Source organism: Streptosporangium sp. CA-135522 (assembly GCF_050949235.1).
GTDB lineage: Bacteria > Actinomycetota > Actinomycetes > Streptosporangiales > Streptosporangiaceae > Streptosporangium.
In genome coordinates, this window is the sequence record NZ_CP192026.1 from 1537849 (window position 1) to 1559945 (window position 22097).

19 protein-coding genes are annotated in these 22097 nt (G+C 70.7%); 13 read left to right on the plus strand and 6 right to left on the minus strand.

Features of this window, described 5'->3' with window-relative positions; all coding sequences use genetic code 11:
- The first annotated feature begins 77 nt into the window (after positions 1-77).
- From ACQPYK_RS07555 to ACQPYK_RS07570, 4 genes are all read left to right on the plus strand, one after another.
- Positions 78-2153 carry a hypothetical protein gene (locus tag ACQPYK_RS07555; protein ID WP_433252298.1) on the plus strand — a complete coding sequence of 692 codons (2076 nt, stop codon included), beginning with the start codon at positions 78-80 and terminating at the stop codon, positions 2151-2153.
- A 223-nt stretch (positions 2154-2376) separates the two neighbouring features.
- Positions 2377-2637, plus strand: a complete 261-nt coding sequence (locus tag ACQPYK_RS07560; RefSeq protein WP_012888122.1) for a WhiB family transcriptional regulator — start codon at positions 2377-2379, stop codon at positions 2635-2637.
- Between the two features lie 161 nt (positions 2638-2798).
- Positions 2799-5660 carry a glycosyltransferase gene (locus ACQPYK_RS07565; RefSeq protein WP_433252302.1) on the plus strand — a complete coding sequence of 954 codons (2862 nt, stop codon included), beginning with the start codon at positions 2799-2801 and terminating at the stop codon, positions 5658-5660.
- Positions 5657-7072 carry a DUF5719 family protein gene (locus ACQPYK_RS07570; RefSeq protein WP_433252305.1) on the plus strand — a complete coding sequence of 472 codons (1416 nt, stop codon included), beginning with the start codon at positions 5657-5659 and terminating at the stop codon, positions 7070-7072. Before ACQPYK_RS07565 ends, ACQPYK_RS07570 begins: the two co-directional genes overlap by 4 nt.
- A gap of 32 nt (positions 7073-7104) precedes the next feature.
- Here the strand turns inward: ACQPYK_RS07570 and ACQPYK_RS07575 are convergent, their stop codons facing one another.
- The gene (locus tag ACQPYK_RS07575) at positions 7105-7497 is read right to left on the minus strand and encodes a metallopeptidase family protein (RefSeq protein WP_433252308.1); all 393 of its coding nucleotides are present in this window, start codon (positions 7495-7497) and stop codon (positions 7105-7107) included.
- A gap of 227 nt (positions 7498-7724) precedes the next feature.
- Between ACQPYK_RS07575 and ACQPYK_RS07580 the strand changes: the two genes are divergently transcribed.
- Genes ACQPYK_RS07580 through ACQPYK_RS07600 form a run of 5 tightly spaced genes read left to right on the plus strand, consistent with a single transcriptional unit; the run spans position 7725 to position 11747 of the window.
- The gene (locus ACQPYK_RS07580; protein ID WP_043651503.1) at positions 7725-8093 is read left to right on the plus strand and encodes a DUF3499 domain-containing protein; all 369 of its coding nucleotides are present in this window, start codon (positions 7725-7727) and stop codon (positions 8091-8093) included.
- Positions 8094-8141: 48 nt separating this feature from the next.
- Entirely contained in the window at positions 8142-9494 is a 1353-nt protein-coding gene (locus ACQPYK_RS07585; RefSeq protein WP_433252311.1) for a phosphomannomutase/phosphoglucomutase, read from the plus strand.
- 4 nt (positions 9495-9498) lie between these two features.
- The gene (locus ACQPYK_RS07590; protein WP_012888128.1) at positions 9499-9672 is read left to right on the plus strand and encodes a Trm112 family protein; all 174 of its coding nucleotides are present in this window, start codon (positions 9499-9501) and stop codon (positions 9670-9672) included.
- Positions 9669-10775, plus strand: a complete 1107-nt coding sequence (locus tag ACQPYK_RS07595) for a bifunctional phosphoglucose/phosphomannose isomerase (RefSeq protein ID WP_433252315.1) — start codon at positions 9669-9671, stop codon at positions 10773-10775. Before ACQPYK_RS07590 ends, ACQPYK_RS07595 begins: the two co-directional genes overlap by 4 nt.
- Positions 10776-10817: 42 nt before the next feature.
- Positions 10818-11747, plus strand: a complete 930-nt coding sequence (locus ACQPYK_RS07600) for a cation diffusion facilitator family transporter (RefSeq protein WP_433252318.1) — start codon at positions 10818-10820, stop codon at positions 11745-11747.
- A 94-nt stretch (positions 11748-11841) separates the two neighbouring features.
- Here the strand turns inward: ACQPYK_RS07600 and ACQPYK_RS07605 are convergent, their stop codons facing one another.
- From ACQPYK_RS07605 to ACQPYK_RS07615, 3 genes are all read right to left on the minus strand, one after another.
- Complete coding sequence (locus ACQPYK_RS07605; protein WP_433252321.1) at positions 11842-12501, minus strand: response regulator; 660 nt, start codon at positions 12499-12501, stop codon at positions 11842-11844.
- Positions 12498-13679 (minus strand): sensor histidine kinase, encoded by a 1182-nt coding sequence (locus ACQPYK_RS07610; RefSeq protein WP_433252324.1) that lies wholly within the window; start codon positions 13677-13679, stop codon positions 12498-12500. Before ACQPYK_RS07610 ends, ACQPYK_RS07605 begins: the two co-directional genes overlap by 4 nt.
- Positions 13680-13742: 63 nt before the next feature.
- Complete coding sequence (locus ACQPYK_RS07615; RefSeq protein ID WP_433252327.1) at positions 13743-14078, minus strand: MerR family transcriptional regulator; 336 nt, start codon at positions 14076-14078, stop codon at positions 13743-13745.
- Positions 14079-14273: 195 nt separating this feature from the next.
- Here ACQPYK_RS07615 and ahcY point away from each other — a divergent pair, with 195 nt between their 5' ends.
- Both ahcY and ACQPYK_RS07625 read left to right on the plus strand, forming a co-directional pair.
- A complete protein-coding gene (gene ahcY / locus ACQPYK_RS07620; protein WP_433252330.1) occupies positions 14274-15701 on the plus strand; it encodes an adenosylhomocysteinase in 1428 nt (475 codons plus the stop codon).
- 62 nt (positions 15702-15763) lie between these two features.
- Positions 15764-17005: an adenosylhomocysteinase gene (locus tag ACQPYK_RS07625; RefSeq protein ID WP_433252333.1), complete on the plus strand. Its 1242-nt coding sequence runs from the start codon at positions 15764-15766 to the stop codon at positions 17003-17005.
- Between the two features lie 120 nt (positions 17006-17125).
- Here ACQPYK_RS07625 and ACQPYK_RS07630 read toward each other — a convergent pair whose 3' ends face one another.
- On the minus strand, positions 17126-17767 hold the full coding sequence (locus ACQPYK_RS07630) for a DUF305 domain-containing protein (protein ID WP_433252336.1): 642 nt from the start codon (positions 17765-17767) through the stop codon (positions 17126-17128).
- 180 nt (positions 17768-17947) lie between these two features.
- Between ACQPYK_RS07630 and ACQPYK_RS07635 the strand changes: the two genes are divergently transcribed.
- Both ACQPYK_RS07635 and ACQPYK_RS07640 read left to right on the plus strand, forming a co-directional pair.
- On the plus strand, positions 17948-19381 hold the full coding sequence (locus ACQPYK_RS07635) for an LVIVD repeat-containing protein (RefSeq protein WP_433252339.1): 1434 nt from the start codon (positions 17948-17950) through the stop codon (positions 19379-19381).
- Positions 19382-19588: 207 nt separating this feature from the next.
- Positions 19589-20971 (plus strand): LVIVD repeat-containing protein, encoded by a 1383-nt coding sequence (locus ACQPYK_RS07640; protein WP_433252342.1) that lies wholly within the window; start codon positions 19589-19591, stop codon positions 20969-20971.
- 94 nt (positions 20972-21065) lie between these two features.
- Here ACQPYK_RS07640 and ACQPYK_RS07645 read toward each other — a convergent pair whose 3' ends face one another.
- The gene (locus tag ACQPYK_RS07645) at positions 21066-22079 is read right to left on the minus strand and encodes an RDD family protein (RefSeq protein ID WP_433252345.1); all 1014 of its coding nucleotides are present in this window, start codon (positions 22077-22079) and stop codon (positions 21066-21068) included.
- Positions 22080-22097: the final 18 nt, after the last annotated feature.

Below are 22097 nucleotides of genomic sequence, written 5' to 3' on the forward strand. Positions count from 1 at the left end.
TCGTGGGTCTACCAACACCAAAGTCAGCCATGTGCAAAACTGGCTTCGGGTTTACCTAGGGACCCTTGGGGGTAACTGTGATCAACTTCGAAGCCGGCCGGCTCCGAGAACCGGCCGCGTGGCTCATGATCGCCATCGCGTCCACGAGCGTTCTCGTCGGCATCGAGCGGCTGCTGTTCGGAGGATCGTCGTCCTTCGGCCTTCGCGCGGCCGGGTTCGTGGACGACTTCACCTCGCCGGTGAGCGTGGCGCTGCTCGTCGGCGCCGTGCTGCTGGCCGGCCATCTCGGCCCGGCGCTCGACCGGCTGAAGGTGATGGTCTACGTGGCCGTCGCCACGCTCGGGCTCGCCGCGCTGTTCGGCGTGGTCGGACTGTTCGGCGGCCTGTTCAGCGGCGACGTGGAGTTCGGGCGGAAGATCGAGTTTCTCCTCACCGGCATCCCCGGTCTCGCGCTGGCCGTGGTCGCGCTGCTCTTCCTGCTGCCGAAGGCGGCCCCCGCGGCTTCCCGGACGGCCGTTCTCCGCGCCGACAGCGACTTCGGCCGCCCCCAGGAGCAGCACTTCCAGGAGCAGCACCACCTCTCCCCCCAGGGGCAGCCCGCGCCGGCCGGACAGGGGTATCCGCAGGGCGGCCAGGTCCAGCACGGGTTCCCGTCACAGGAGCAGGCCCCTCAGGGATATCCGCAGGGCGCTCAGTCTTCGCAGCAGGGGTTCCAGCCGCAGGAGCAGGCGCCGCAGGGGTATCCGAACGGCGGCCAGGCCCAGCACGGGTTCCCGTCACACGAGCAGGCCCCTCAGGAGTATCCGCAGGGCGGCCAGGTCCAGCACGGGTTCCAGCCGCAGGAGCAGGCGCCGCAGGCCGGACCCGCCTACCCTCCGGGCGCTCACGTCCAGCAGGCGCAGCCGGCGCCCGTCCCGCAGCTTCCCTACAGCCAGCCCGCGCTCCCGCCCGCGCCCAGTCCCGCCGCGGCCTCTGACGGCTACGCCCAGCAGCAGGCACACGGCTACGCCCCGCAGGCCGGCGACGGCTACTCCCCGTCCGCCTACGCGCCGCCGGTCGAGAACCAGCCGCACGGCGGCCAGGCCGGTAACCAGCCGCACGCCCAGGCCGGGGGTCAGTCGTACGGCGGCCAGGCCGCGGCCTACGCCCCGGCGCAGCCCGCCCCGCAGGCCCCGGCCGCTCCCGCCGCTCCGGCCGAGACCTACACCCCGAGCCCGTACGTGGCCGCCGACGTCCAGCCCCCGGCGCCGGCCAAGCCGTACGAGCCGCCGGTCACGGCCTACGATTCCCCGATCTACGCCTCGCCCGTGGAGCAGCGGCCACAGGCTCCGGTCTACGCCGAGTCGCCGCTGCCGGGCTACGGCCAGCCGGTGGACGCTCAGCCGTCGGGTTACACCCCGCAGCCCGAGTCGCCGCTGCCGGGTTACGCCCCGCAGCCCGAGCAGCCCCAGGCCTCCTTCTACCAGGCGCAGCCCGAGACCTACCAGGCGCAGCCCGAGTACCAGGCGCAGCCCGAGGCGCCCGCGCCGTACGACAACCAGCCGCGCGTCTCCTTCGACCACCAGGCGCAGTCGTCCTTCCCTCAGCCGCCGGAGAACTACGGCCAGCCGCTGACGGGCTACTCCGGCGCGGAGTTCGTCCGGCCGACCGAGCCGAACCTGCACTACCCGGCTCCCGACCCGGCCGATCCCCGCTCCCAGCAGATGGCCCAGGCCTACCAGCAGGCGGAGAGCTACCAGCAGCAGTCCCAGCAGGGGACCGAGCCGCAGCTGCGGGTCCCGGAGTACGGGACCTCCCCGGCGGGCGCGGCCTACGACGACCCGTTCGGCCACCCGCAGACCCCGCAGGCGCCGCCCGCCGCGCAGCCGTACCAGCAGCACGGTGGCCACCAGCAGCACGGCGGCCATCAGTGGGACGCGCCGGCCGAGGCGACCCTCCGGTTCGACCCCGGCTCCTACCAGGGCGATCCCCTCAACGACCCCGCCGCCGGCCGCAACTCCTGGGACTCGCAGCCGGCCATCGACCCCACCGCGATTTACAAGCCGGAGCGCTCGGCTCAGGTCATGGGAGAGGAAACCACCGATAGAGAGAGGGTGGGTCCGGGTCAGGAGCAGAACATGTCCTGGTACGGTTCCGACCGCCGAGAGCACTGAACGGCCAGGCGATCGTCACGATCGCTTGGCGCAATTGCCGTCGTGGCAGGCACACGACTCAGAACCGGGGAGAGCAGGTCTTTCCCCGGATACCGGCATGCCGCTTGACGCCACACAGGCCACGCGCGTGTAATTACACACGTGTTGTTACGCCTTCCTCTGGGTGGGTAAGAGGGAGGCGTTCATAGGGGGGCTCCATTTGCGGGCGGCAGGGAGGTGTGCAGTGGCCGACCTGGTCATCGCACAGGACAGCATCGCTGAAGAGCAGCTTGGCTGGCAGGAACGCGCGTTGTGTGCGCAGACCGACCCGGAGGCGTTCTTCCCGGAGAAGGGCGGCTCCACACGGGAGGCCAAGAAGGTTTGCCGCTCCTGCGAGGTGCGTGCCGAGTGCCTTGAGTACGCGCTCGAGCATGACGAGCGGTTCGGTATCTGGGGTGGGCTTTCCGAGCGGGAACGTCGCCGGATCAAGCGTGAGGCAGTCTGAGAGGCAGTCCGTGGCGCTCGTCACGGGCGCTTGACAATATCTCCATGGGTCACGTGACCACGGGTCACGTGACCCGTTTTTTTCATCCACTCGCCATAGCCGGACATAGGGTGTCGTATCGTTATCGCGCCGATCACCACCCCTCCTGAACCACGGGACGTATGTCCATCACCGACTCCCCCCGTCTCCACCACACCGTCACCGCGATCGTCGTCTCCCACGACGGCTCCCGCTGGCTGGCGGAGACCCTTGACGCGCTGCTGGGACAGACCCGGCCGGTAGACCGTGCCGTCGGAGTGGACAACGGCAGCAGGGACGGCAGCGCCGCGCTGCTGACCGGCGTCCTGGGACCCAACGCCGTGCTCACCCTCCCGCGCTCGACGAGCTTCGGTCAGGCCGTCGCCGAAGTGCTCGACCGGCTGGGGCCCGCCGGTGGGCGCGAGTGGATCTGGCTGCTGCACGACGACTGCGCTCCGCACCCCGACGCGCTGCAGAATCTGCTCTGGGCCGCCGACCAGGACCCCAAGGCCGCGGTGCTCGGTCCCAAGCTCCGCGACTGGCTCGACCGGCGGCTCCTGCTGGAGGTCGGCGTCACCGTCGACCGCACGGGACGGCGCGACACCGGGCTGGAGGCCCGCGAGTTCGACCAGGGACAGTACGACGGCGTCAGGAACGTGCTGTCGGTTTCCAGCGCGGGGATGCTGATCCGCCGGGACGTCTGGGACGAGGTCGGCGGACTCGACCCCGGCCTGCCGCTGTTCCGCGACGACCTCGACCTGTGCTGGCGGGTCAGGTCCGCCGGGCACCGGGTGCAGAACGTCACCCAGGCGCTCGCCTGGCACGCCGAGGCGGCCACCCGGCGCCGCCGCCGCATCACCGTCAGCGGTGATCACCCCCGCCGCCTGGAGCGCCGCAACGCCATCTTCGTGATCATGGCGAACCTCCCGTTCCGGCCGCTGATGTGGGCGCTGGTCCGCAACATGTTCGGCTCGCTCTTGCGTACCCTGCTGTTCCTGGTGGCCAAACAACCCGCCAACGCGCTGGACGAGATCGTCGCGCTCGGCTCGGTGCTCGGCCACCCCGTGCGGCTGATCAAGGCCCGGCGTGCCCGTGCCAAGGGCAGAAAACAGAACCACGCGGCGGTCAAACGGCTGTTCACCCCGCCCGGCGCGGGTTACCGGCGCCTGTCGGATCGCATGCAGAGCTACCTGGCCGGAACCGGCTTCGTGGAGTCGGCCGGGCGGCACCACGCCGTGGCCGCCTCGCAGGAGGAGGACGGCGAGGAGCTGCTCACCGACGCCGGGACGATGCAGCGGATCTTCGGCAATCCGGGTGTGCTGCTCTTCCTCGCGCTCGCCGCGGTCACGCTGGTCGCCGAGCGCGGCCTGATCGGCGGCGTCCGGCTGGGCGGCGGCGCGCTCGTCCCGGTGATCGGCGGGGCTTCGGATCTGTGGGACCTCTACCTGGAGGGATACCACCAGGCGGGCCTGGGGAGCGATGCGTGGGCTCCGCCGTACGTCGCGGTGCTGGCCGTGTTGTCCACGGCGCTGTTCGGCAAGACCTGGCTGGCGGTCTCGGTGCTGCTGCTGGGCTGTGTGCCGCTGGCGGGACTGTCCGCCTACGCGGCGACCCGGTCGATGATCCCGAGCCGGTGGACCCGCGTCTGGCTGGCCTCCTCCTACGCGCTCCTTCCGGTCGCCACCGGCGTGGTCGCCGCCGGACGCCTCGGCACGGCCGTGGTCTTCGTGCTGCTGCCGGTCTACGCGGCGCTGGCCACCACCCTGCTCACCGACGAGGGCCGCGGCGCCCGCCGCGCCGCGTGGGGCCTGGGCCTCCTGCTCGCGGTCGGTACGGCTTTCGCCCCGCTGGTCTACCCGCTCACACTGGTCCTCGGCGCGTTGGCCGCGCTGGCCTTCCCCCGCAGGGGCGTCGCGGTCTCGGTGGTCATCGCCTTCGGCGTTCCGGTGGCGCTGCTGTTGCCCTGGCTGGTCCAGGTGCTGGCCAGCCCGGGACGCCTCCTGCTGGAGGCCGGGCTGCACCAGCTCGCCCTGGTCGACGCGGCCCTGCCCGCCCAGTCGCTGCTGACGTTCAGCCCCGGCGGCCCCGGCATGCCGCCGCTCTGGGTGACCGGCGGTCTGATCTCCGCCTGCCTGGCCGCGCTGCTGATGCGCCGCAACCGGATGGTCATCGCGATCGGCTGGGGCGTGGCGCTCTTCGGCGTGCTGGTGGCGATCCTCGTCAGCCGCACCCCGGTCACCTCCCTGAACGGTGACGCCGTGGCCCCGGCCTGGCCGGGCGTGCCGCTGGCCTTCGCCGCCACCGGCATGCTCGTGGTGGCCGCTCTCACCGCCGACCGGATCGTCGAGTTCCGGGCGGCGGGCGGACTGCGCAGGGTCACCGCCCTCGTCGTCGTGGCGGTCGCCTTCTCCACGCCGCTGTTCGCGGCGGGCATGTGGATCGTCAAGGGCGTGGACGGCCCGATCGACGGGAACGTGCCCGACGTGATGCCCGCCCTGGCCGTGGTCAACTCCGGCCACGGCGAGCGGACCCTGCTCCTGCGCACCAGGGAGGACGGCCTGACCTTCACGGTCCTGCGCGGCCGTGGCCCGCTGATCGGCGAGTCCGACATCCCCATGCAACAGGGGGCCCGTGAACGCGTCGGCGTCGCGGCGGCCGGGCTGGTCTCCGGCCGCGGCGGCGACGACGCCCGCGTGCTGGCCGCCTACGGCGTGCAGTTCGTCGTGGTGGCCCCGCCGGTGAGCCCGGAGATCAGCCAGGCACTCGACTCCCAGTCCGCCCTGGCCAGGATGAGCCTGTCCCGGGAGCTCGGCATGTGGCGGCTGACCCAGCCGATCGCCACGGTCCCGGCTCCGGCGGGTGACCCCTGGCACGGCCGCTGGCTCTGGGTTCAGGCCGCGATCCTGCTGGTCGTCTCGGTCCTGGCCGCGCCCGGCTCGCGGGCCGCCGACGGCTACGCCACCCCGGAACCCTCCGAGTCCTCCAGAGAGCTGGCCTCCCGGTGAAATCCCTGATCGAGAACCGGTTCAGCCTGCTCGGCCTGGTCCTGGTGGCGCTGCTCGCCCTGTACGGGGTGGCTTTCGCGACCCAGCCGAAGGCCGCCGCCAAGCCCGCGCCCGGCCCCCAGAAAGTGCCCGTCGTCTCCGTGACGGCCGTCTGCCCCGACCCCGCCGAGACCGACGTCGGCGTCATCACCCCGCCGGGCGGCGGGGGGCAGGGGGCCACGACGCTCCTCACCGGGGAGAAGACCCTGGCCAGTCTGGACACTCCCGGCGTGCTCTGGCACGAGAAGGTTCCCGCGAAGTCGGGTCCGTTGCTGGTGACCTCCGGCGGGAGCATGGCCGCCGGCCTGGAGGCGGAGCAGACCCGCAGGGAGACCTCGGGCGACCAGCGGGGGCTGGCGGGAGTGCGATGTGTGGAGCCGGTGGCGAGCACCTGGCTGGTCGGACCCGGCCCGGCGGCGGCCGACGTCACGCTCCACCTCACCAACGCCGACGCCGCCCCGGCCATCGCGGAGGTCATGGTCTACTCCGGGGAGGGCCCGGTGGTCAGCGACTCCGGCGGCGTGCTCACGCTCAAGCCGGGCGAGAGCCGTACGGTCAAGGTCAAGGATCTGGCCCCCTCGCCACTGGTGATGGCGCTGGAGGTGCGCACCAGCTCCGGCCGGGTCGCCGCCGCGGCGCGGGCGATCATGCGCGGCGGCCGGGGCGTCGACTGGTTGCCGGTCTCCGCCGCGCCGGCCACCCGCGTCGTGGTGCCGGGCATCCCCGGCGGCGGCGGCAAGCGCGAGCTGTTCGTCGCCTCCGTCGGCGAGTCCGACACCCTGGTCGAGGTCAAGGCGCTCACCCCCGACGGGACCTACGCGCTCAAGGGCCGAGAGCTGGTCGAGGTGCCCGCCGGGTCGGTCGCCACCCTCGACCTGTCCACCGGCATCGGCGGGCAGCCCTCCGCGCTCCTGCTCACCTCGGACACGCCGATCGTGGCCGGGCTGGCCGCCACCGGGACCGGCGCCAAGGGCGACGTGGCCTTCACCGCGGGGGCCGCCCCGATCGATCTCGGCAGCGTGGTCGCCGACAACCGCACCGGCAAGAAGAAGAACTCCCGGCTGCTGCTGACCGCGCCGGACGCCGCGGGGAAGGTGCGCGTGCAGGTGCTGCCGCGCAAGGGCGGGGCGCCGGAGCCGTTCGAGGTGGCCGTCGCCGGCTCGCGTACCAAGGAGGTCAAGCTGCCCGAGGTGGACGGCGCCTTCGCGGTGGTCGTGCTGCCGCTGCCGGGGTCGGGCCCGGTGTACGGCGGGCGGGTGATGGACGAGCGCGTCAAGAGCGGCCTGCTGCTGACCACCCAGCCGCTGGCGGCCGGGCGCATGTGGGCGCTGGTCCCGCCGATCACCGAGTCCGTGGCGGCCGTGCTGCCCTGAGGACGGTCGCGCGCCGGACGGATCGGCGGGGCTCAGTCGCCGTCGTAGCCCGGATCGACCGACTCGGGGGAGAGCCCCAGCAGCTCGGCGACCTGCTCCACCACGGCGTCGTGCACCATCGCGCCGAGCTGGTCACGGTCGCGGGCTCGGGCCTCCAGGGGACGCCGATAGATGATCACGACGGCCGGGCGCTTTCCGACGGCGGGCTCGGAGCGGCCGAAGGGGATCGGATCGCCGTTGAGGGATCCGGGACCGTCGCCCAGCTCGCTGACCGGCGGCACCTCCTCGACCGCGAACTCCACCGCCGCCAGCTGCTTGCTCCAGCGAGGTTTTAGCCGATCCACCGCGTCCAGCACGAAATCGTCGAACCGCTCGCTGCGTGACTTGGCGATCGGAACGTGGGAGGGCGCCAGCGGGCCGCGCATGCCGCGACCGTGCCGGTCGCGTCTACGGGGAGGGCGGGGTCTGCCAGGTGCCGAGCTCACGGGCCAAGCTTAGACGCGCCCGCAGGAGAGGTGGGAAGAGGTCGTGACAGGGGGCCTAAGCCGTACAGGCGGGTGGAAGGTGGGACACGTGTCCGAATTGTGGCGACACGCTCGTTAAGAGCGCTCAGATAGTGGCGCCTCGGACGCTTACCGGATACGGTCCCACCGTGAGCCCCGTCCGCCGCTGTTCCCGCACCGCGTGCAGTCAGCCTGCCGTATTCACGCTCACGTACGTCTACGCCGATTCGACCGCCGTTCTCGGGCCCTTGGCGACGTACGCCGAGCCGCACTGTTATGACCTGTGCGCCGAGCATGCAGAGCGGTTGACCGCCCCCCGTGGCTGGGAGGTCGTCCGTCTTCCCACCGACGGCGCGCCGCCGAGCACCGACGATCTCGAAGCCCTCGCCAACGCCGTCCGCGAGGCCGCCAGGCCCGCTCCGACCGGTGGCACCGAGCCCGTCGGGCAGGGGGTCGAGGTCGGGCGACGTGGCCACCTGCGGGTGCTTCGCTCCGCTCAGCCCCAGCGCGACCGCTGACCCGACTAGGCTGGGGCCAGCAGACACGACATAAAGGGCGGAGCTGGAGTGGGCGACCTCGCCAAGATCTTCAAGGCGTACGACGTTCGAGGCGTCGTGCCGGACGAGTTCGACGAGGAGACCGCGGAGGCGGTCGGCGCGGCCTTCGCGGAGGTGACGGGCGCCCGGACCGTCGTGGTGGCGCACGACATGCGCGCCTCCTCCGAGCCACTGGCCGTCGCCTTCGCCCGCGGGGCCACCTCGCGCGGAACCGACGTCGTGCACGCCGGCCTGGGCTCCACCGACCTGCTCTACTACGCCAGCGGCAGCCTCGGCCTGCCCGGCGTGATGTTCACCGCCAGCCACAATCCGGCCCGGTACAACGGCATGAAGATGTGCCGGGCCGGTGCCGTGCCGATCGGTGGCGAGAGCGGTCTGACCGAGATCCGCGACCGGGCGGCCGAGCTGCTGAGGTCCGGGATCGGCGGTGACGGCGGCGGTGAGGTCTCCCGGCGGGACCTGCTGCGGGACTACGCCGACCACCTGCGCACGCTGGTCGACCTGTCCGGCATCCGGCCGCTGAGGGTCGTGGTGGACGCGGGCAACGGCATGGGCGGCCACACCGTCCCGGTGGTGTTCGAGGGCCTCCCGTTGGAGACGACCGAGCTCTACTTCGAGCTCGACGGCGACTTCCCCAACCACGAGGCCAACCCCATCGAGCCGGAGAACCTGCGCGACCTGCAGAAGGCCGTGCTCGACGTCGGCGCCGACATCGGCCTGGCCTTCGACGGCGACGCCGACCGCTGCTGGGTCATCGACGAGCGCGGCGAGTCGGTCTCCCCGTCCGCGATCACCGCGCTGGTCGCGGTGCGCGAGCTGGCCAAGCACCCCGGTGCCACGGTCATCCACAACCTGATCACTTCGCTGAGCGTCCCGGAGATCGTCGCCGAGCACGGTGGCGAGCCGGTCCGCACCCGGGTGGGCCACTCCTTCATCAAGGCCGAGATGGCCAGGACCGGCGCGGTCTTCGGCGGCGAGCACTCCGCGCACTACTACTTCAAGGACTTCTGGTTCGCCGACTCCGGCATGCTGGCCGCGCTGCACGTGCTGGCCGCGCTGGGCGGCCAGGACCGGCCGCTGTCGGAGATCCTCGCGGACCACACCCGCTACGCGGCCTCCGGAGAGATCAACAGCACCGTCGCCGACCAGGCGGGAGCCACGGCGCGGGTGCGCGAGGCCTTCGCCGGCCGTGACGGTGTCACCTTCGACGAGCTGGACGGCCTGACCGTGTCCGGCTCCGGATGGTGGTTCAATCTTCGTCCGTCCAACACCGAGCCGCTGCTCAGGCTGAACGCCGAGGCGGCCGACGAGATTCAGATGGCAGCGATCAGGGACGAAGTTCTCGCTGCCGTGAGGAGCTGAACGAGTGAAGATCGACGACTGGCTGCTGGAGATCCTGGCCTGTCCCAACTGCAAGTCCCCGTTGCGCGCCGAGCCCGAGGTGGACGAGCTGTCGTGCACCTCCGCCTCCTGCGGCCTTGTCTATCCGGTCCGGGACGACATCCCGGTGTTGCTGGTCGACGAGGCACGGAAGTCGTGAACTGGGAGCCCGATCGGCTCGACGATCACAGACAGCTCGCCGAGGGCGACCCGTCGGGGATGCTGCCCGCGGTGGCCGCCTCGGCGGCGCAGGTCCGCACCTCCCATCGGGCCGCGCGCGAGACGGACCTGTCGTCGCTGGCCGGGGAGGGCCGCCCCCGGGCCATCGTGGTCGCGGGCATGGGCGGTTCCGGCATTGCCGGCGACATCCTCAACGCCGTGTGCGGCCATGGTGCGCCGCTGCCGATCATGACCGTGCGGTCCTACCGGCTGCCCGGCTGGGTCGGTGCGACCGACATGGTCATCGCGGTGTCGTGTTCGGGCAGGACCGAGGAGACGCTCGCGGTGGCGATGGAGGCCGTCCGCCGCGGATGCCGCCTGCTCGCCCTGGGCGCGCCCGACTCGCCGCTGCAGGCGATCGCCCGGCAGGCGGGCGCGCCGTTCGTGCCCGTCACCACCGGGGGGCAGCCGCGCGCCGCCGTGTGGGCGCTGTCGATCCCGCTGCTCGTCATCGCCACCGAGCTCGGTCTGATCCAGATGGACGACGAGGTGTTCGAGAACGTCGCCGAGCGCCTGGAGGAGATCGCCCACCGGTGCCGCCCGGCGAGCGAGTCGTTCATCAACCCGGGCAAGACGCTGGCCCTGGAGCTGGCCGAGACGGTCCCGATGGTCTGGGGTTCCTCATCGCTGGCCGCGGTCGCCGCCTACCGGTGGGCCTGCCAGCTCAACGAGAACGCCAAATACCCGGCCGTCTGGGGGGAGATCCCCGAGACCAACCACAACCAGGTGGTGGCGTTCGACGGCCCGCTGGCCACGCGCGACATCTTCGCCGACGAGAGCGGGCGGTCGCTGCGGCTGTTCGTACTGCGCGACGTGGAGGAGCATCCGCAGGTCACGCGGCGGCGCGAGGCGTCGGTACGGCTCGCCGAGGACAGGGGCGTGCCGGTGACCCAGATCGCCGCCGAGGGGTTGCATCCGCTGGAGCGGCTCGCGACATTGATCGAACTGGGCGACTACGCGAGTACGTACCTCGCTCTGGGGTACGGGATCGACCCGACCCCTGTGTCGGCCATCACAGAGCTGAAGGCGAGAATTTCCCAATAGGATTTCGTCTCGTCTTTTCGGAATTAATGAGTGGAGGCTGCCGTGAGCGCGGGCGGCGGTACTAAAGCGATCATTGCGGCGTTGGGAGCGAATCTCGCGATTGCGGTGGCCAAGTTCGTGGCCTTCCTGATCACGACCTCCTCGTCGATGCTGGCCGAGTCGATCCACTCCCTTGCCGACTCGGGTAACCAGGTGTTGTTGCTGGTCGGAGGGAAACGGGCGGAGCGGACGCGGACGCCTGAGCACCCGTTCGGCTATGGTCGCGAACGCTATTTCTACGCCTTCGTCGTGGCGGTGGTGCTGTTCACGATCGGCGCGTTGTTCTCGTTGTACGAGGGCTGGCACAAGATCAGTGACCCGCACCCGGTGGAGACGCCGATCGTGGCCTTCGGCGTGCTGATCTTCGCGATCATCGCCGAGGGGTTCTCCTTCCGCACCGCGATCAAGGAGTCCAATCCGCTCCGCGGCGGCCAGTCCTGGATGCGGTTCATCCGCAGGTCCAAGTCGCCGGAGCTGCCGGTCATCCTGCTGGAGGACCTGGGCGCGCTGGTCGGTCTGGTCCTCGCGCTGCTGGGTGTGGCGATGGCCGTGATCACCGGCGACGGCGTCTGGGACGGCGTCGGCACGATGGCGATCGGTGTCCTGCTCGCCGTCATCGCCGTCATCCTCGCGGTCGAGACCAAGTCGCTGCTGATCGGCGAGGGCGCGGGCCCGGAGGTCGAGCGGCAGATCTGCGCCGCGCTGGAGAGCACGCCCAAGGTCGCCCGGGTCATCCACATGCGCACCCTTCACCTGGGGCCGGAGGAGATCCTGGTCGCCGCCAAGATCGCGGTGGATCACGACGACACGGCCGCCGAGGTGGCGCGCGGGATCGACGAGGCCGAGCAGCGCATCCGCGCCGCCGTGCCGGAGGCCCGCGTCATCTACCTTGAGCCGGACCTCGACAGGTCCAGGGTCAACGGTTCGGTCTGACCCACGGATCCTCGAAGGACCCCGGTGCCGTGCGGCGCCGGGGTCCTTCCGCGTGCGCGGGCGGTTCGTGTCACGTGCGTAGAGGCGGTTCGTGTCAGATGCGCGGGACGACCAGGCCCGACTCGTAGGCGTGGATGACGGCCTGGGTGCGGTCGCGCAGGCCGAGCTTGGCCAGCAGCCGGGCCACGTGGGTCTTTACGGTGTGCTCGGTGACCACGAGATCGGCCGCGATCTCGGCGTTGGACAGCCCCCTGGCCACCAGCCGCAGCACCTCCGTTTCGCGTGGCGTCAGCGGGCTGCCCGCGGGGGCGGGCCGTCGCTGCCGGGCGAACTCGGCGATCAGCCGCCCGGTCACCTTCGGGGCGAGCAGTGCGTCGCCGCGTGCCACCGTCCGCACCGCGTCGGCAAGGTCGTTCGCCCGGACGTCCTTGAGCAGGAACCCGCTCGCCCCCGCGGAGAGCGCGTCGTACACGTAGTCGTCCAGATCGAACGTGGTGATCATGATGACCCTGGTGGTCTCCGTCTCCAGGATCCGGCGGGCCGCCTCGATGCCGTCCATCTCCGGCATCCGGATGTCCAGCAGGGCGACGTCCGGACGGGTCTCCCGGGCCAGCCGTACGGCCCGCGCGCCGTCGGGGGCGGTGCCCACGACGGTGAGGTCGGGCTGCGCCCCGAGCACCGCGGCGAACCCCCGCAGCACGATCGGCTGGTCGTCGGCGACCATCACCCGGATCCGGTCGTCGGGGGAGGTCATTCCAGGGGGAGGCCCGCCTGGATGAGGAAGCCGCCGGCGGGGCCGGGGCCGGCCTCGAACCAGCCGCCCAGGGCCAGGGCGCGCTCGCGCATGCCGACCAGGCCGTGCCCGTCGGAGGGGGCTCCGGAGGGGCCGGGGCCGTTGTCGGCGATCCGCAGCACCAGCATGGCGGGGCGATAGGTGAGCTCGATCGAGACGCGGGCGCCCGGCGCGTGAACGCGGGCGTTGGTCAGCGCCTCCTGAACGATCCGGTAGGCCGAGACGTCCACGGCCTGCGGCACCGGCACCGGCTCGCCGACCACGTCCAGGTCCGCCTCACCGTCGTGCCGCTCGACCAGTTCGGGAAGCCGCGCCAGCCCCGGTTGCGGCGCGGTCTCCGGGGTGGTGACGACGTCGGCGCGGAGCACGCCGAGCAGGCGGCGCATCTCGGTGAGCGTGCCGCGCGCGGAGGCGGCGATCCCCGCGAACTCCTGCTTGACCCGGTCGTCGAGGTCGCCGAGCGTGTAGGGCGCCGTCTCGGCCTGGATGGCGATCATCGACACCGAGTGGGCCACGATGTCATGCATCTCCCGGGCGATCCGGGCCCGCTCGGCCATCGCGGCCTGCTCCCGGAGGGTCTCCAGGGTGTCGGCGCGTGCCTTCCGGACCTCGGTGCGGCTGCGCCGTACGTCCGTGAGGAAGGTCACGGCGGCGATGGCGAGCGCCAGGGTGATCCAGAAGTCCGCGCGGTTTTGGCCGTGGATGACGTCTGCCAGGTGGTCCCGGTTCGGCCAGGCCGCGAACAGCAGGAAGACGAGTGCGATGGCCCCGCTCAGCAGCCAGGCGGTGAGCCGGTTCAGCTGTCGCAGGATCGTGTAGAGGGACAGGGCCCCGGACAGGTAAACGGCGGCGGGGGCTTCGTAGGGAAGGACCCGGCCGTAGAGGAGGAGCCCGAGCGCGCCGAGGAAGGTGAGCGAGACGGCCGCCCAGGGGTGGCGGCGGCGCAGCCCGTGCGGGGCCGTGGCGAGCAGCACGAAGCCCAGGAGGGGAAACCAGCGATGGCGCTCGATCTGAGGAAAGGCGAGCAAGAAGAGCAGACCGCCCACGGCGACGTCCATGAACGGTGATTCAGCGACCCGCCGGAGGTCGAAGACCGCGACCCGCTGCTCGGCCCGGCCCAACTTGGTGGTGACATCCATGACCCTGGATTCTTCCGATCCGTGAGGGCGGCGTCGTCACTCCCAAGAGCGACCTTGGCGGCGTTAGGAGCGGCCCTGGAGCAGGCGCAGAGCCTTCTCCTTCTCGAAGTCCAGCGCCCGGCGCGGGGCCTGGACGCGGCCGATCCGCAGTCCCAGGTCCCGTACGGCCTGCGCCACCGAGGGCTCGCTCAGCACCCGCAGCGCGAAGGCCAGCTCGGCGGGGGAGATGTCGAAGCGCTTCTCCAGCTCCACGCCCTGGGCGACGGCCGACAGCTCCTCGGGGCCGAAGCGCCGGTGCGCCCCTTGGCTGCGCACCGGGGGGAGCAGGCCGAGCGCCTCGCGGTAGCGGAGCATGCGGGGGGACATTCCCAGCCGCCTGGCGGCCTCGGTGATCCGCATTCTCGCCCCTCTCCAGAGATTCTTACATTCTTGTGTCAGGTTAGCTCCTTGAAAGGTGCGGCGGGCCGTATCGCCGCCTAAACTCGCATCGTCGACTTCTCCGGTGGAGCGACGAGCCGGGCCCGAGAGTGAAGCCGGATCGCGAGACCAGCGAGGGCATGAGTCGAGCGCGATCATCTATCAGAGGGGTAACACATGGACTTCAAGGTCGCCGACCTTTCGCTTGCGGCCTTCGGGCGCAAGGAGATCCAGCTCGCCGAGCACGAGATGCCCGGCCTGATGGCGGTCCGCAAGGAGTACGCCGACGCCCAGCCGCTGGCCGGTGCGAAGATCATGGGCTCGCTGCACATGACCATCCAGACCGCCGTGCTGATCGAGACGCTGGTCGCCCTCGGCGCCGAGGTCCGCTGGGTGAGCTGCAACATCTTCTCCACCCAGGACCACGCGGCCGCCGCCGTCGTCGTCGGCCCCAACGGCACCGTCGAGGACCCGCAAGGTGTCCCGGTCTTCGCCTGGAAGGGCGAGACCCTGGAGGAGTACTGGTGGTGCACCGAGCAGGCGCTGGTATGGCCCGGCGGTGACGGCCCCAACATGATCCTCGACGACGGCGGCGACGCCACCCTGCTCGTCCACAAGGGCGTCGAGTACGAGAAGGCCGGTGCCGTCCCCAGCGCCGCCGAGGACGACGCGGAGGAGTGGAAGATCATCCTTGATCTGCTCCGTCGCACGGTCGGTCCCGACAAGAAGTGGACCGAGATCGCCTCGCGCATCAAGGGCGTCACCGAGGAGACGACCACCGGCGTCCACCGCCTCTACGAGATGTTCAAGGCGGGCTCGCTGCTCTTCCCGGCGATCAACGTCAACGACTCGGTGACCAAGTCGAAGTTCGACAACAAGTACGGCTGCCGCCACTCGGTCATCGACGGCCTCAACCGCGCCACCGACGTGCTGATCGGCGGCAAGGTCGCGGTCGTGGCCGGCTACGGCGACGTCGGCAAGGGTTGCGCCGACGCGCTCCGGGGTCAGGGCGCCCGGGTCATCGTCACCGAGATCGACCCGATCTGCGCGCTCCAGGCCGCGATGGACGGCTTCCAGGTCACCACGTTGGACGAGGTCGTCGGCATCGCCGACATCTTCGTCACCACGACCGGCAACTTCGACATCATCACCGCCGGCCACATGGCGAAGATGAAGCACAACGCCATCGTGTCCAACATCGGCCACTTCGACAACGAGATCGACATGGCCGGTCTGGCCAAGATCCCGGGCATCGTCAAGACCGAGATCAAGCCGCAGGTGCACACCTGGACCTTCCCCGACGGCCACCAGATCCTGGTGCTCGCCGAGGGCCGCCTGATGAACCTGGGCTGCGCCACCGGTCACCCCTCGTTCGTCATGTCCAACTCCTTCACCAACCAGGTGATCGCCCAGATCGAGCTGTTCACCAAGACCGAGCAGTACCCGGTCGGCGTCTACGTGCTGCCCAAGCACCTGGACGAGAAGGTCGCCCGCCTCCACCTCGACGCCCTCGGCGTGAAGCTCACCAAGCTCACCAAGGCGCAGGCGGAATACATCGGCGTGGACATCGAGGGCCCCTACAAGGCCGACCACTACCGCTACTGATCGACCGTTCCAACCGGGCCCCCGCAGAGCTGCGGGGGCCTTCGGGCAATCCGGGGAGAGACGTGGACAGCGCGCTGGTGGCCGCGGGCGAGCGGCGGATCGGGTGGGCGGCGCGGTCGATGCCGGTGCTCACCGCGCTCGGGGAGCGGTTCGCGGCCGAGCGGCCTCTCGACGGGCTGCGGATCGCCGCGTGCCTGCACGTGACCGCCGAGACCGCGGTGCTCATGGGTGCGCTGAAGGCGGGCGGGGCCGAGATCGCGCTGGCCGCCTCGAACCCGCTGTCCACCCAGGACGACGTCGCCGCCGCGCTGGGCGAGTACGGCATCGGCGTGCACGCGCGAGCGGGGGTGAACCGGGAGACCTACTACCGGCACATCCACCAGGCGCTCGACATCCGCCCGGACATCGTCCTCGACGATGGCTGCGACCTGGTCAACATCCTGCACACCGAGCGGACCGAGCTGCTGGAGACGGTCTGCGGAGGGTGCGAGGAGACCACGACCGGCATCATCCGGCTCCGGCAGATGGCGGCCGAGAACGCGCTGAGGTTCCCGGTCGTGGCGGTCAACGACACCCGCACCAAGCGGATGTTCGACAACCGGTACGGCACCGGCCAGTCCACCATCGACGGCATCATGCGCGCCACCAACACCCTGCTCGCGGGCAAGACCGTGGTGGTCGCCGGGTTCGGCTACTGCGGCCGGGGCGTCGCCGAGCGGGCCAGAGGCCTGGGCGCCCGGGTGGTGGTCACCGAGATCGACCCGGTCAAGGCTCTCGACGCCGTCCTGCAGGGATACGGCGTGCAGCCGATGGCGAGCGCCGCCCGGAGCGGAGACGTGTTCGTCACGGTCACCGGCAACCGCGACGTGATCAGGGGCGAGCACCTGGAGGTGATGAAGGACGGCGCGATCCTGGCCAACGCCGGTCACTTCGACGTCGAGATCGACGTCCGCGCCCTGGACGAGCTGGCCCAGACGGTGCATCCCGGGGTACGTCCCAACACCGACGAGTACGTCCTCGCCGACGGCCGCAGGCTCCTGCTGCTCGCCGAGGGCCGTCTGGTGAACCTGACCGCAGCGGAGGGGCATCCGGCGGCCGTCATGGACATGTCCTTCTCCGCGCAGGCGCTCGCGGTCGCCTGGCTGGCCCGGGAGCGCGCGGGGCTGGCGCCGGGCGTCTACGACGTGCCGCAGGAGGTCGACGCCGAGGTGGCGCGGCTCAAGCTGGCCGCCGCCGGGGTCGAGGTGGACGTCCTGACCGCCGACCAGGAGAAGTATCTCCAGTCCTGGCGGTTCGGCTCCTGACCTTCCCGGTCGTCCCGCCCGGTGTTTCCGCCCGGTCCGGTCTTCCCACCCGGTCGTCCCGGCTCCGGCGGCTCGGCCTCCGGCCGTTTCCGGGGTCTGGCCGCGTTTCCGGGCTGCGGCCTACAGCTTCGCCTGCATCTCCAGCATCCTGCGGATCTCGGCGCCCTGGGTGGCGGCGACGTCGTTGGCCAGCTCCTCGACCTTGATGTGCGAGCCGCCGATCAGGACCTGCTCGGACATCGTGATCGCCCCTCGGTGGTGGGCGATCATCAGGGTGAGGAAGAGCCGGTCGAAATCCTTGCCCGAGGCGGCCTTGAGCGCCTCCATCTGCTCGGGCGTGGCCATGCCCGGCATGCCCGCATGGCCGGCGTGGTGGTCGGGCGCCTGCAGGCCCTGCTGTCGCAGCCAGGTCGTCATGTACTGGATCTCCGGCCCCTGAGCGTCTTTGATGCGCGAGGCCAGACCTTTGAGCGCGGCCGAGTCGGCTCGTGACGGAGCCAGGATCGCCATGTCGACGGCCTGCCGGTGATGGACGATCATGTCCCGCACGTATTTCACGTCGGCCGCGTTGGCGGTGGGCGTGGGCACGGCCGTGGCGGCCTCGCTCGGGCTGATCGTCCGGGCGGGTTCACCCGGCCTGCCGGGCGCGATGACCGGGGCGGTCGACAGGGCGGAGGGCGGTGCCGGGTCGGCGCTGCACGCGCTGAGCGACAGGCTGAGCGAGAGGGCGGCGACGACCGCGGCGACGAGCGCGACGCGCACCCGGCCTCCTTTGCGAAGCTGCTGTGACGAAAAACCCTAACCCTCTCCGGGTGAGCCGGTAAAGCCAACAAGTCGGAAAAACTTACTGACACAGTGACACCTTGCCCGACCGTCCACCGACGGTAAACGATCTAGTCATTTATGCGCCCTTTATGGCGCATGTGGCAAGGAGGTTCGCGAGTGTTCACCCCTCTCAGGAAGGGCCTGGCCGGTCGCTTCCTGGTAGTCGCCGCGGTGGCGTCGACGATGGCGCTGTCCATGGTGCCCGCTCAGGCGGCCGACATCCCGGCGCCCGGTGAGATCGTCATGAGCCCGAACATCGAGCACGTGACCAATGTCCCCAAGCCCGCCGCGCTGGCCGACATCCACACCGACATGGCCTTCCAGGGCGACTACGCCTACGTCGGCAACTACAGCGGTTTCTCGATCTACGACATCCGTAAGCCGAAGAAGACCTCTCTGGTCAGCTCGGTGGTCTGCCCCGGCGGGCAGATGGACATGGCCGTCTACGGGAACCTGCTCTTCGGCGCCGTCGACTCCTCCCGCAACAACGACTCCTGCAGCAGCACCTCGCAGAGCGCTTCGGTCAAGGAGTCGTGGGAGGGCATCAGGATCTTCGACATCAGCGACAAGAAGAACCCGAAGTACGTCAAGGCGGTCGAGACCAACTGCGGTTCGCACACCCTGACCCTCCTGCCCGGCAAGGGCCGGGACCGGCGCAACGTCTACCTCTACATCTCCTCCTACAGCCCGTCGGCGAGCTTCCCCGACTGCCGGCCGCCGCACGACCTGATCTCGATCGTGAAGGTGCCGCTGGCCAACCCGGCGGAGGCCTCCGTCGTCGCCACCCCGAACCTGTTCCCGGACGGCGGCAACCCCGGTGAGCCGGACAAGCAGTACCCCTACCGCACGTCGGCGACCACCGGCTGCCACGACATCACCGTCTTCCCGGAGAAGAACATCGCGGCCGGAGCCTGCATGGGCGACGGCATCCTGATGGACATCTCCGACCCGGTGCAGCCGAAGGTGACCGCGACGGTCCGGGACGATGAGAACTTCGCGTTCTGGCACTCGGCGACGTTCAACAACGCGGGTACCAAGGTCGTCTTCACCGACGAGCTCGGCGGTGGCGGCGCGGCCACCTGTAACGAGGCGATCGGCCCGAATCGCGGAGCCGACGCCTACTACGACATCGTGGACGGCGAACTCGTCTTCAAGGGCTACTTCAAGATCTCGCGTTACCAGGCCGACTCCGAGAACTGCGTCGCGCACAACGGCTCGCTGATCCCGGTCAAGGGCAGGGACATCATGGTCCAGGCCTGGTACCAGGGCGGCATCTCGGTGGTGGACTTCACCGACTCCACCAAGCCGGAGGAGATCGCCTTCTTCGAGCGCGGCCCCGACAGCACCGCCCCGGCGCTGAGCGGCGGATTCTGGTCCGCCTACTACTACAACGGCTACATCTACGGCAGCGACTTCAACCAGGGCCTCGACGTTCTGAAGATCAACGACCCGCGTACGAACAGGGCGAAGGGGGTCAAGGTCGACATCCTTAACACGCAGACCCAGGCCACCTACCCCGAGCGCGGCCACGGCGACCACGACGACGACTGATCATCGCTGGGCGGCGGGGCTCCTTCCCCGCCGCCCGCGCGGCGGACCTGTTTAGCCCTTCCGACCTGCGGGGTAGAGTCATCGAACCAGGTGTTCGGCCATCCGATCCGGCGCCTGGCCCAGCCGGCCGCCGTGCCGGGCGATCTCCTCGCCTGCCGGCGCCTCGTATTCCCCGCAGCCTCGTATTTCCGCGAGGGAGGTCACCGGGTGCCCGTTCCGCGCAGGATCGGCCGGATACCGGCCGTGGTAGCCGTCGCCGCCGCGATGCTGATGCCCGCGACGTCCGGTCGGGCCACCGGCATCCCACCGCCCGGGCAGATCGTCACCAGTCCGAACGTGGCGCACGTCGCCGGCGTTCCCCCGCCCGCCGGGCTGCGCGAGACCACCAACACCGACATGGCCTTCCAGGGCGACTACGCCTACGTCGGCAACTACGGTGGCTTCTCGATCTACGACATCCACGACCCCGGGCGGGCCAGGATCGTCAGCAGCGTCATCTGCCCGGGCGGGCAGATGGACGTGTCGGTCTACGGTGACCTGCTGTTCGCCGCGGTCGACTTCCCCCGCAGGAACGACGCCTGCGGCAGCGCTCCGCAGAGGGCGTCGGCCAAGGAGTCGTGGGAGGGCATCAGGATCTTCGACATCAGCGACAAGAAGAGTCCCAAGTACATCAAGGCGGTTCGGACCGACTGCGGCGCGCACACCCTGACCCTCGTTCCGGGCAAGAGCCGCGGCAGCGTCTACCTGTACGTCTCCTCCTACGGTCCGTCGGCGAGCTTCCCCGGCTGCCGGCCGCCGCACGACAAGATCTCGATCGTCAAGGTGCCGCTGGACGACCCGGTGGACGCGGCGGTCATCGCCACCCCGGTCCTCTTCCCCGGCGGGGGGAACGAGACCCAGCCGGGTCTGCTGCTGCCCACCAGCGGCTGCCACGACATCACCGTCTTTCCGGAGCGGGACATCGCCGCCGGAGCCTGCATGGGCGACGGCCTGCTGATGGACATCTCCGACCGGGAGAACCCGGTGGTCACGGCTCGCGTCACCGACCCGAACTTCGCGTTCTGGCACTCGGCGACGTTCGACGACGCGGGCACCAAGGTCGTCTTCGTCGACGAGCTCGGCGGCGGCGGCGCGGCCACCTGCACCGAGGCGATCGGCCCGAAGCGGGGGGCCGACGCCTACTACGACATCGTGGACGGCAGACTCGTCTTCAGGAGCTACTTCAAGATCTCGCGTTACCAGGCCGCGACCGAGAACTGCGTCGCGCACAACGGCTCGCTGATCCCGGTCGAGGGCAGGGACATCATGGTCCAGGCCTGGTACCAGGGTGGTGTGTCGGTGGTGGACTTCACCGACTCCGCCCGCCCGCGGGAGATCGGCTTCTTCGAACGCGGCCCGGAGCCGGACGGCCGTCCGGGCGGCATCTGGTCGGCGTACTACTACAACGGCTACATCTACGGCAGCGACTTCCATCGCGGCCTCGACGTCATCGAGATCGACGATCCTCGAACGGACCCGGCCCGCCGCGTGCGCCTGGACCGCCTGAACGCGCAGACCCAGGCCTCCTATCGCCGGGTGCACGACCACTGACCCCGGGCGAGACCTGCCCGGATGCGATGACGGGCAGGTCGCTCCGCACGGCCGCCGCCGCGTTCCGGCCTCGCGCGCCGGGGTTCGGGCGGGGTCAGGCGGGTGGGACGAACCCTCCGGCGGTCGGTGCGGGGGCCATGCCGGGAGGCTGGGAGGCGGGCGGTGCCGGTGTGGCCTGCTGCGTGACCTGTGGTGCGGTCGCAGGGCCCGGAACCGGCGGCTGCGGATAGGGCTGCGAGTAGGGCGCCGGCGGGACGGGCGACTGCCCCTGGGGCCACGCGGAGGAGGGGGTCTGTTCGTAGGGCCGCAGCGGATGCCGGGGTGAATGCGGCGCGGGCGGGGCGGAGTTCCCCTGGGCGCCGGCCCGCTGCGCCAGCCGTGCGTGATCGCGACGTCGGCGCTCGGCCAGGACGGCGGTCAGATAGGCGAACGGCGGCACTCCCGAGGGCGGGGGCGGGGAGACGAAGGCAGACATCTCAGTGGCGATGCGGACTCCCATCTCATGCTGCACGGCGGGGGACAGGTCATGCCAGCGCGTGAGGTACTGCCTCGCGGTGGCGGCGACGCTCTCGGGCAGCCGGGACAGCTCCAGCGTCTGCGCCCACGCGGCCAGCTGCGGCGGCATCGCCAGCGGCGGGCCGTACTGCCGGGGGCCGCGCTCGGAGATCACGATGGTGCCCGCGAAGATGTCGCCGAGCCGCTTGCCCTTCTCCGAGATCAGCGAACTGATCAGGGCGGGCGCGCCGCTGAGCGTCCAGAACTCCACCACTCCCGCCAGCCCGCGGAACAAGGCCTGACGGAACCGCTCGGGGCTGCCGTCGTCGCTGACCACCCGGAGCCCGAGGGCGAGCTTGCCCAGGCTGCGGCCACGCGAGAGCGTCTCGAAGATCACCGGATAGCCGACGAGCACGAGCACGGTGAGCGCGATGTAGATCATCGTCGCCAGTGCCTCGTCGGTGGTGAAGAGCAGGGCGCCGACCACGAAGGACGTGCCGAGCAGCGTCACCATCTGGACCGCCATGTCGATCAGCAGGGCCGCGGCCCTGCTCGGCAGCTGGGCGACCCGGACTTCGACGACGACGGCCTCGCCGGTTACGACATCGGACACAACCAGAACCATACCCGG

Excerpts from the sequence above, each read along its gene's own strand:
- ACQPYK_RS07575 (WP_433252308.1), bottom strand. The coding sequence starts at position 7,497 with ATGCGCGGCCCGCTGGCGCCCTCCCACGTTCCGATCGCCAAGTCACGC.
- ACQPYK_RS07610 (WP_433252324.1), bottom strand. The coding sequence starts at position 13,679 with ATGGATGTCACCACCAAGTTGGGCCGGGCCGAGCAGCGGGTCGCGGTC.
- ACQPYK_RS07565 (WP_433252302.1), top strand. The coding sequence starts at position 2,799 with ATGTCCATCACCGACTCCCCCCGTCTCCACCACACCGTCACCGCGATC.
- ACQPYK_RS07615 (WP_433252327.1), bottom strand. The coding sequence starts at position 14,078 with ATGCGGATCACCGAGGCCGCCAGGCGGCTGGGAATGTCCCCCCGCATG.
- ahcY (WP_433252330.1), top strand. The coding sequence starts at position 14,274 with ATGGACTTCAAGGTCGCCGACCTTTCGCTTGCGGCCTTCGGGCGCAAG.
- ACQPYK_RS07605 (WP_433252321.1), bottom strand. The coding sequence starts at position 12,501 with ATGACCTCCCCCGACGACCGGATCCGGGTGATGGTCGCCGACGACCAG.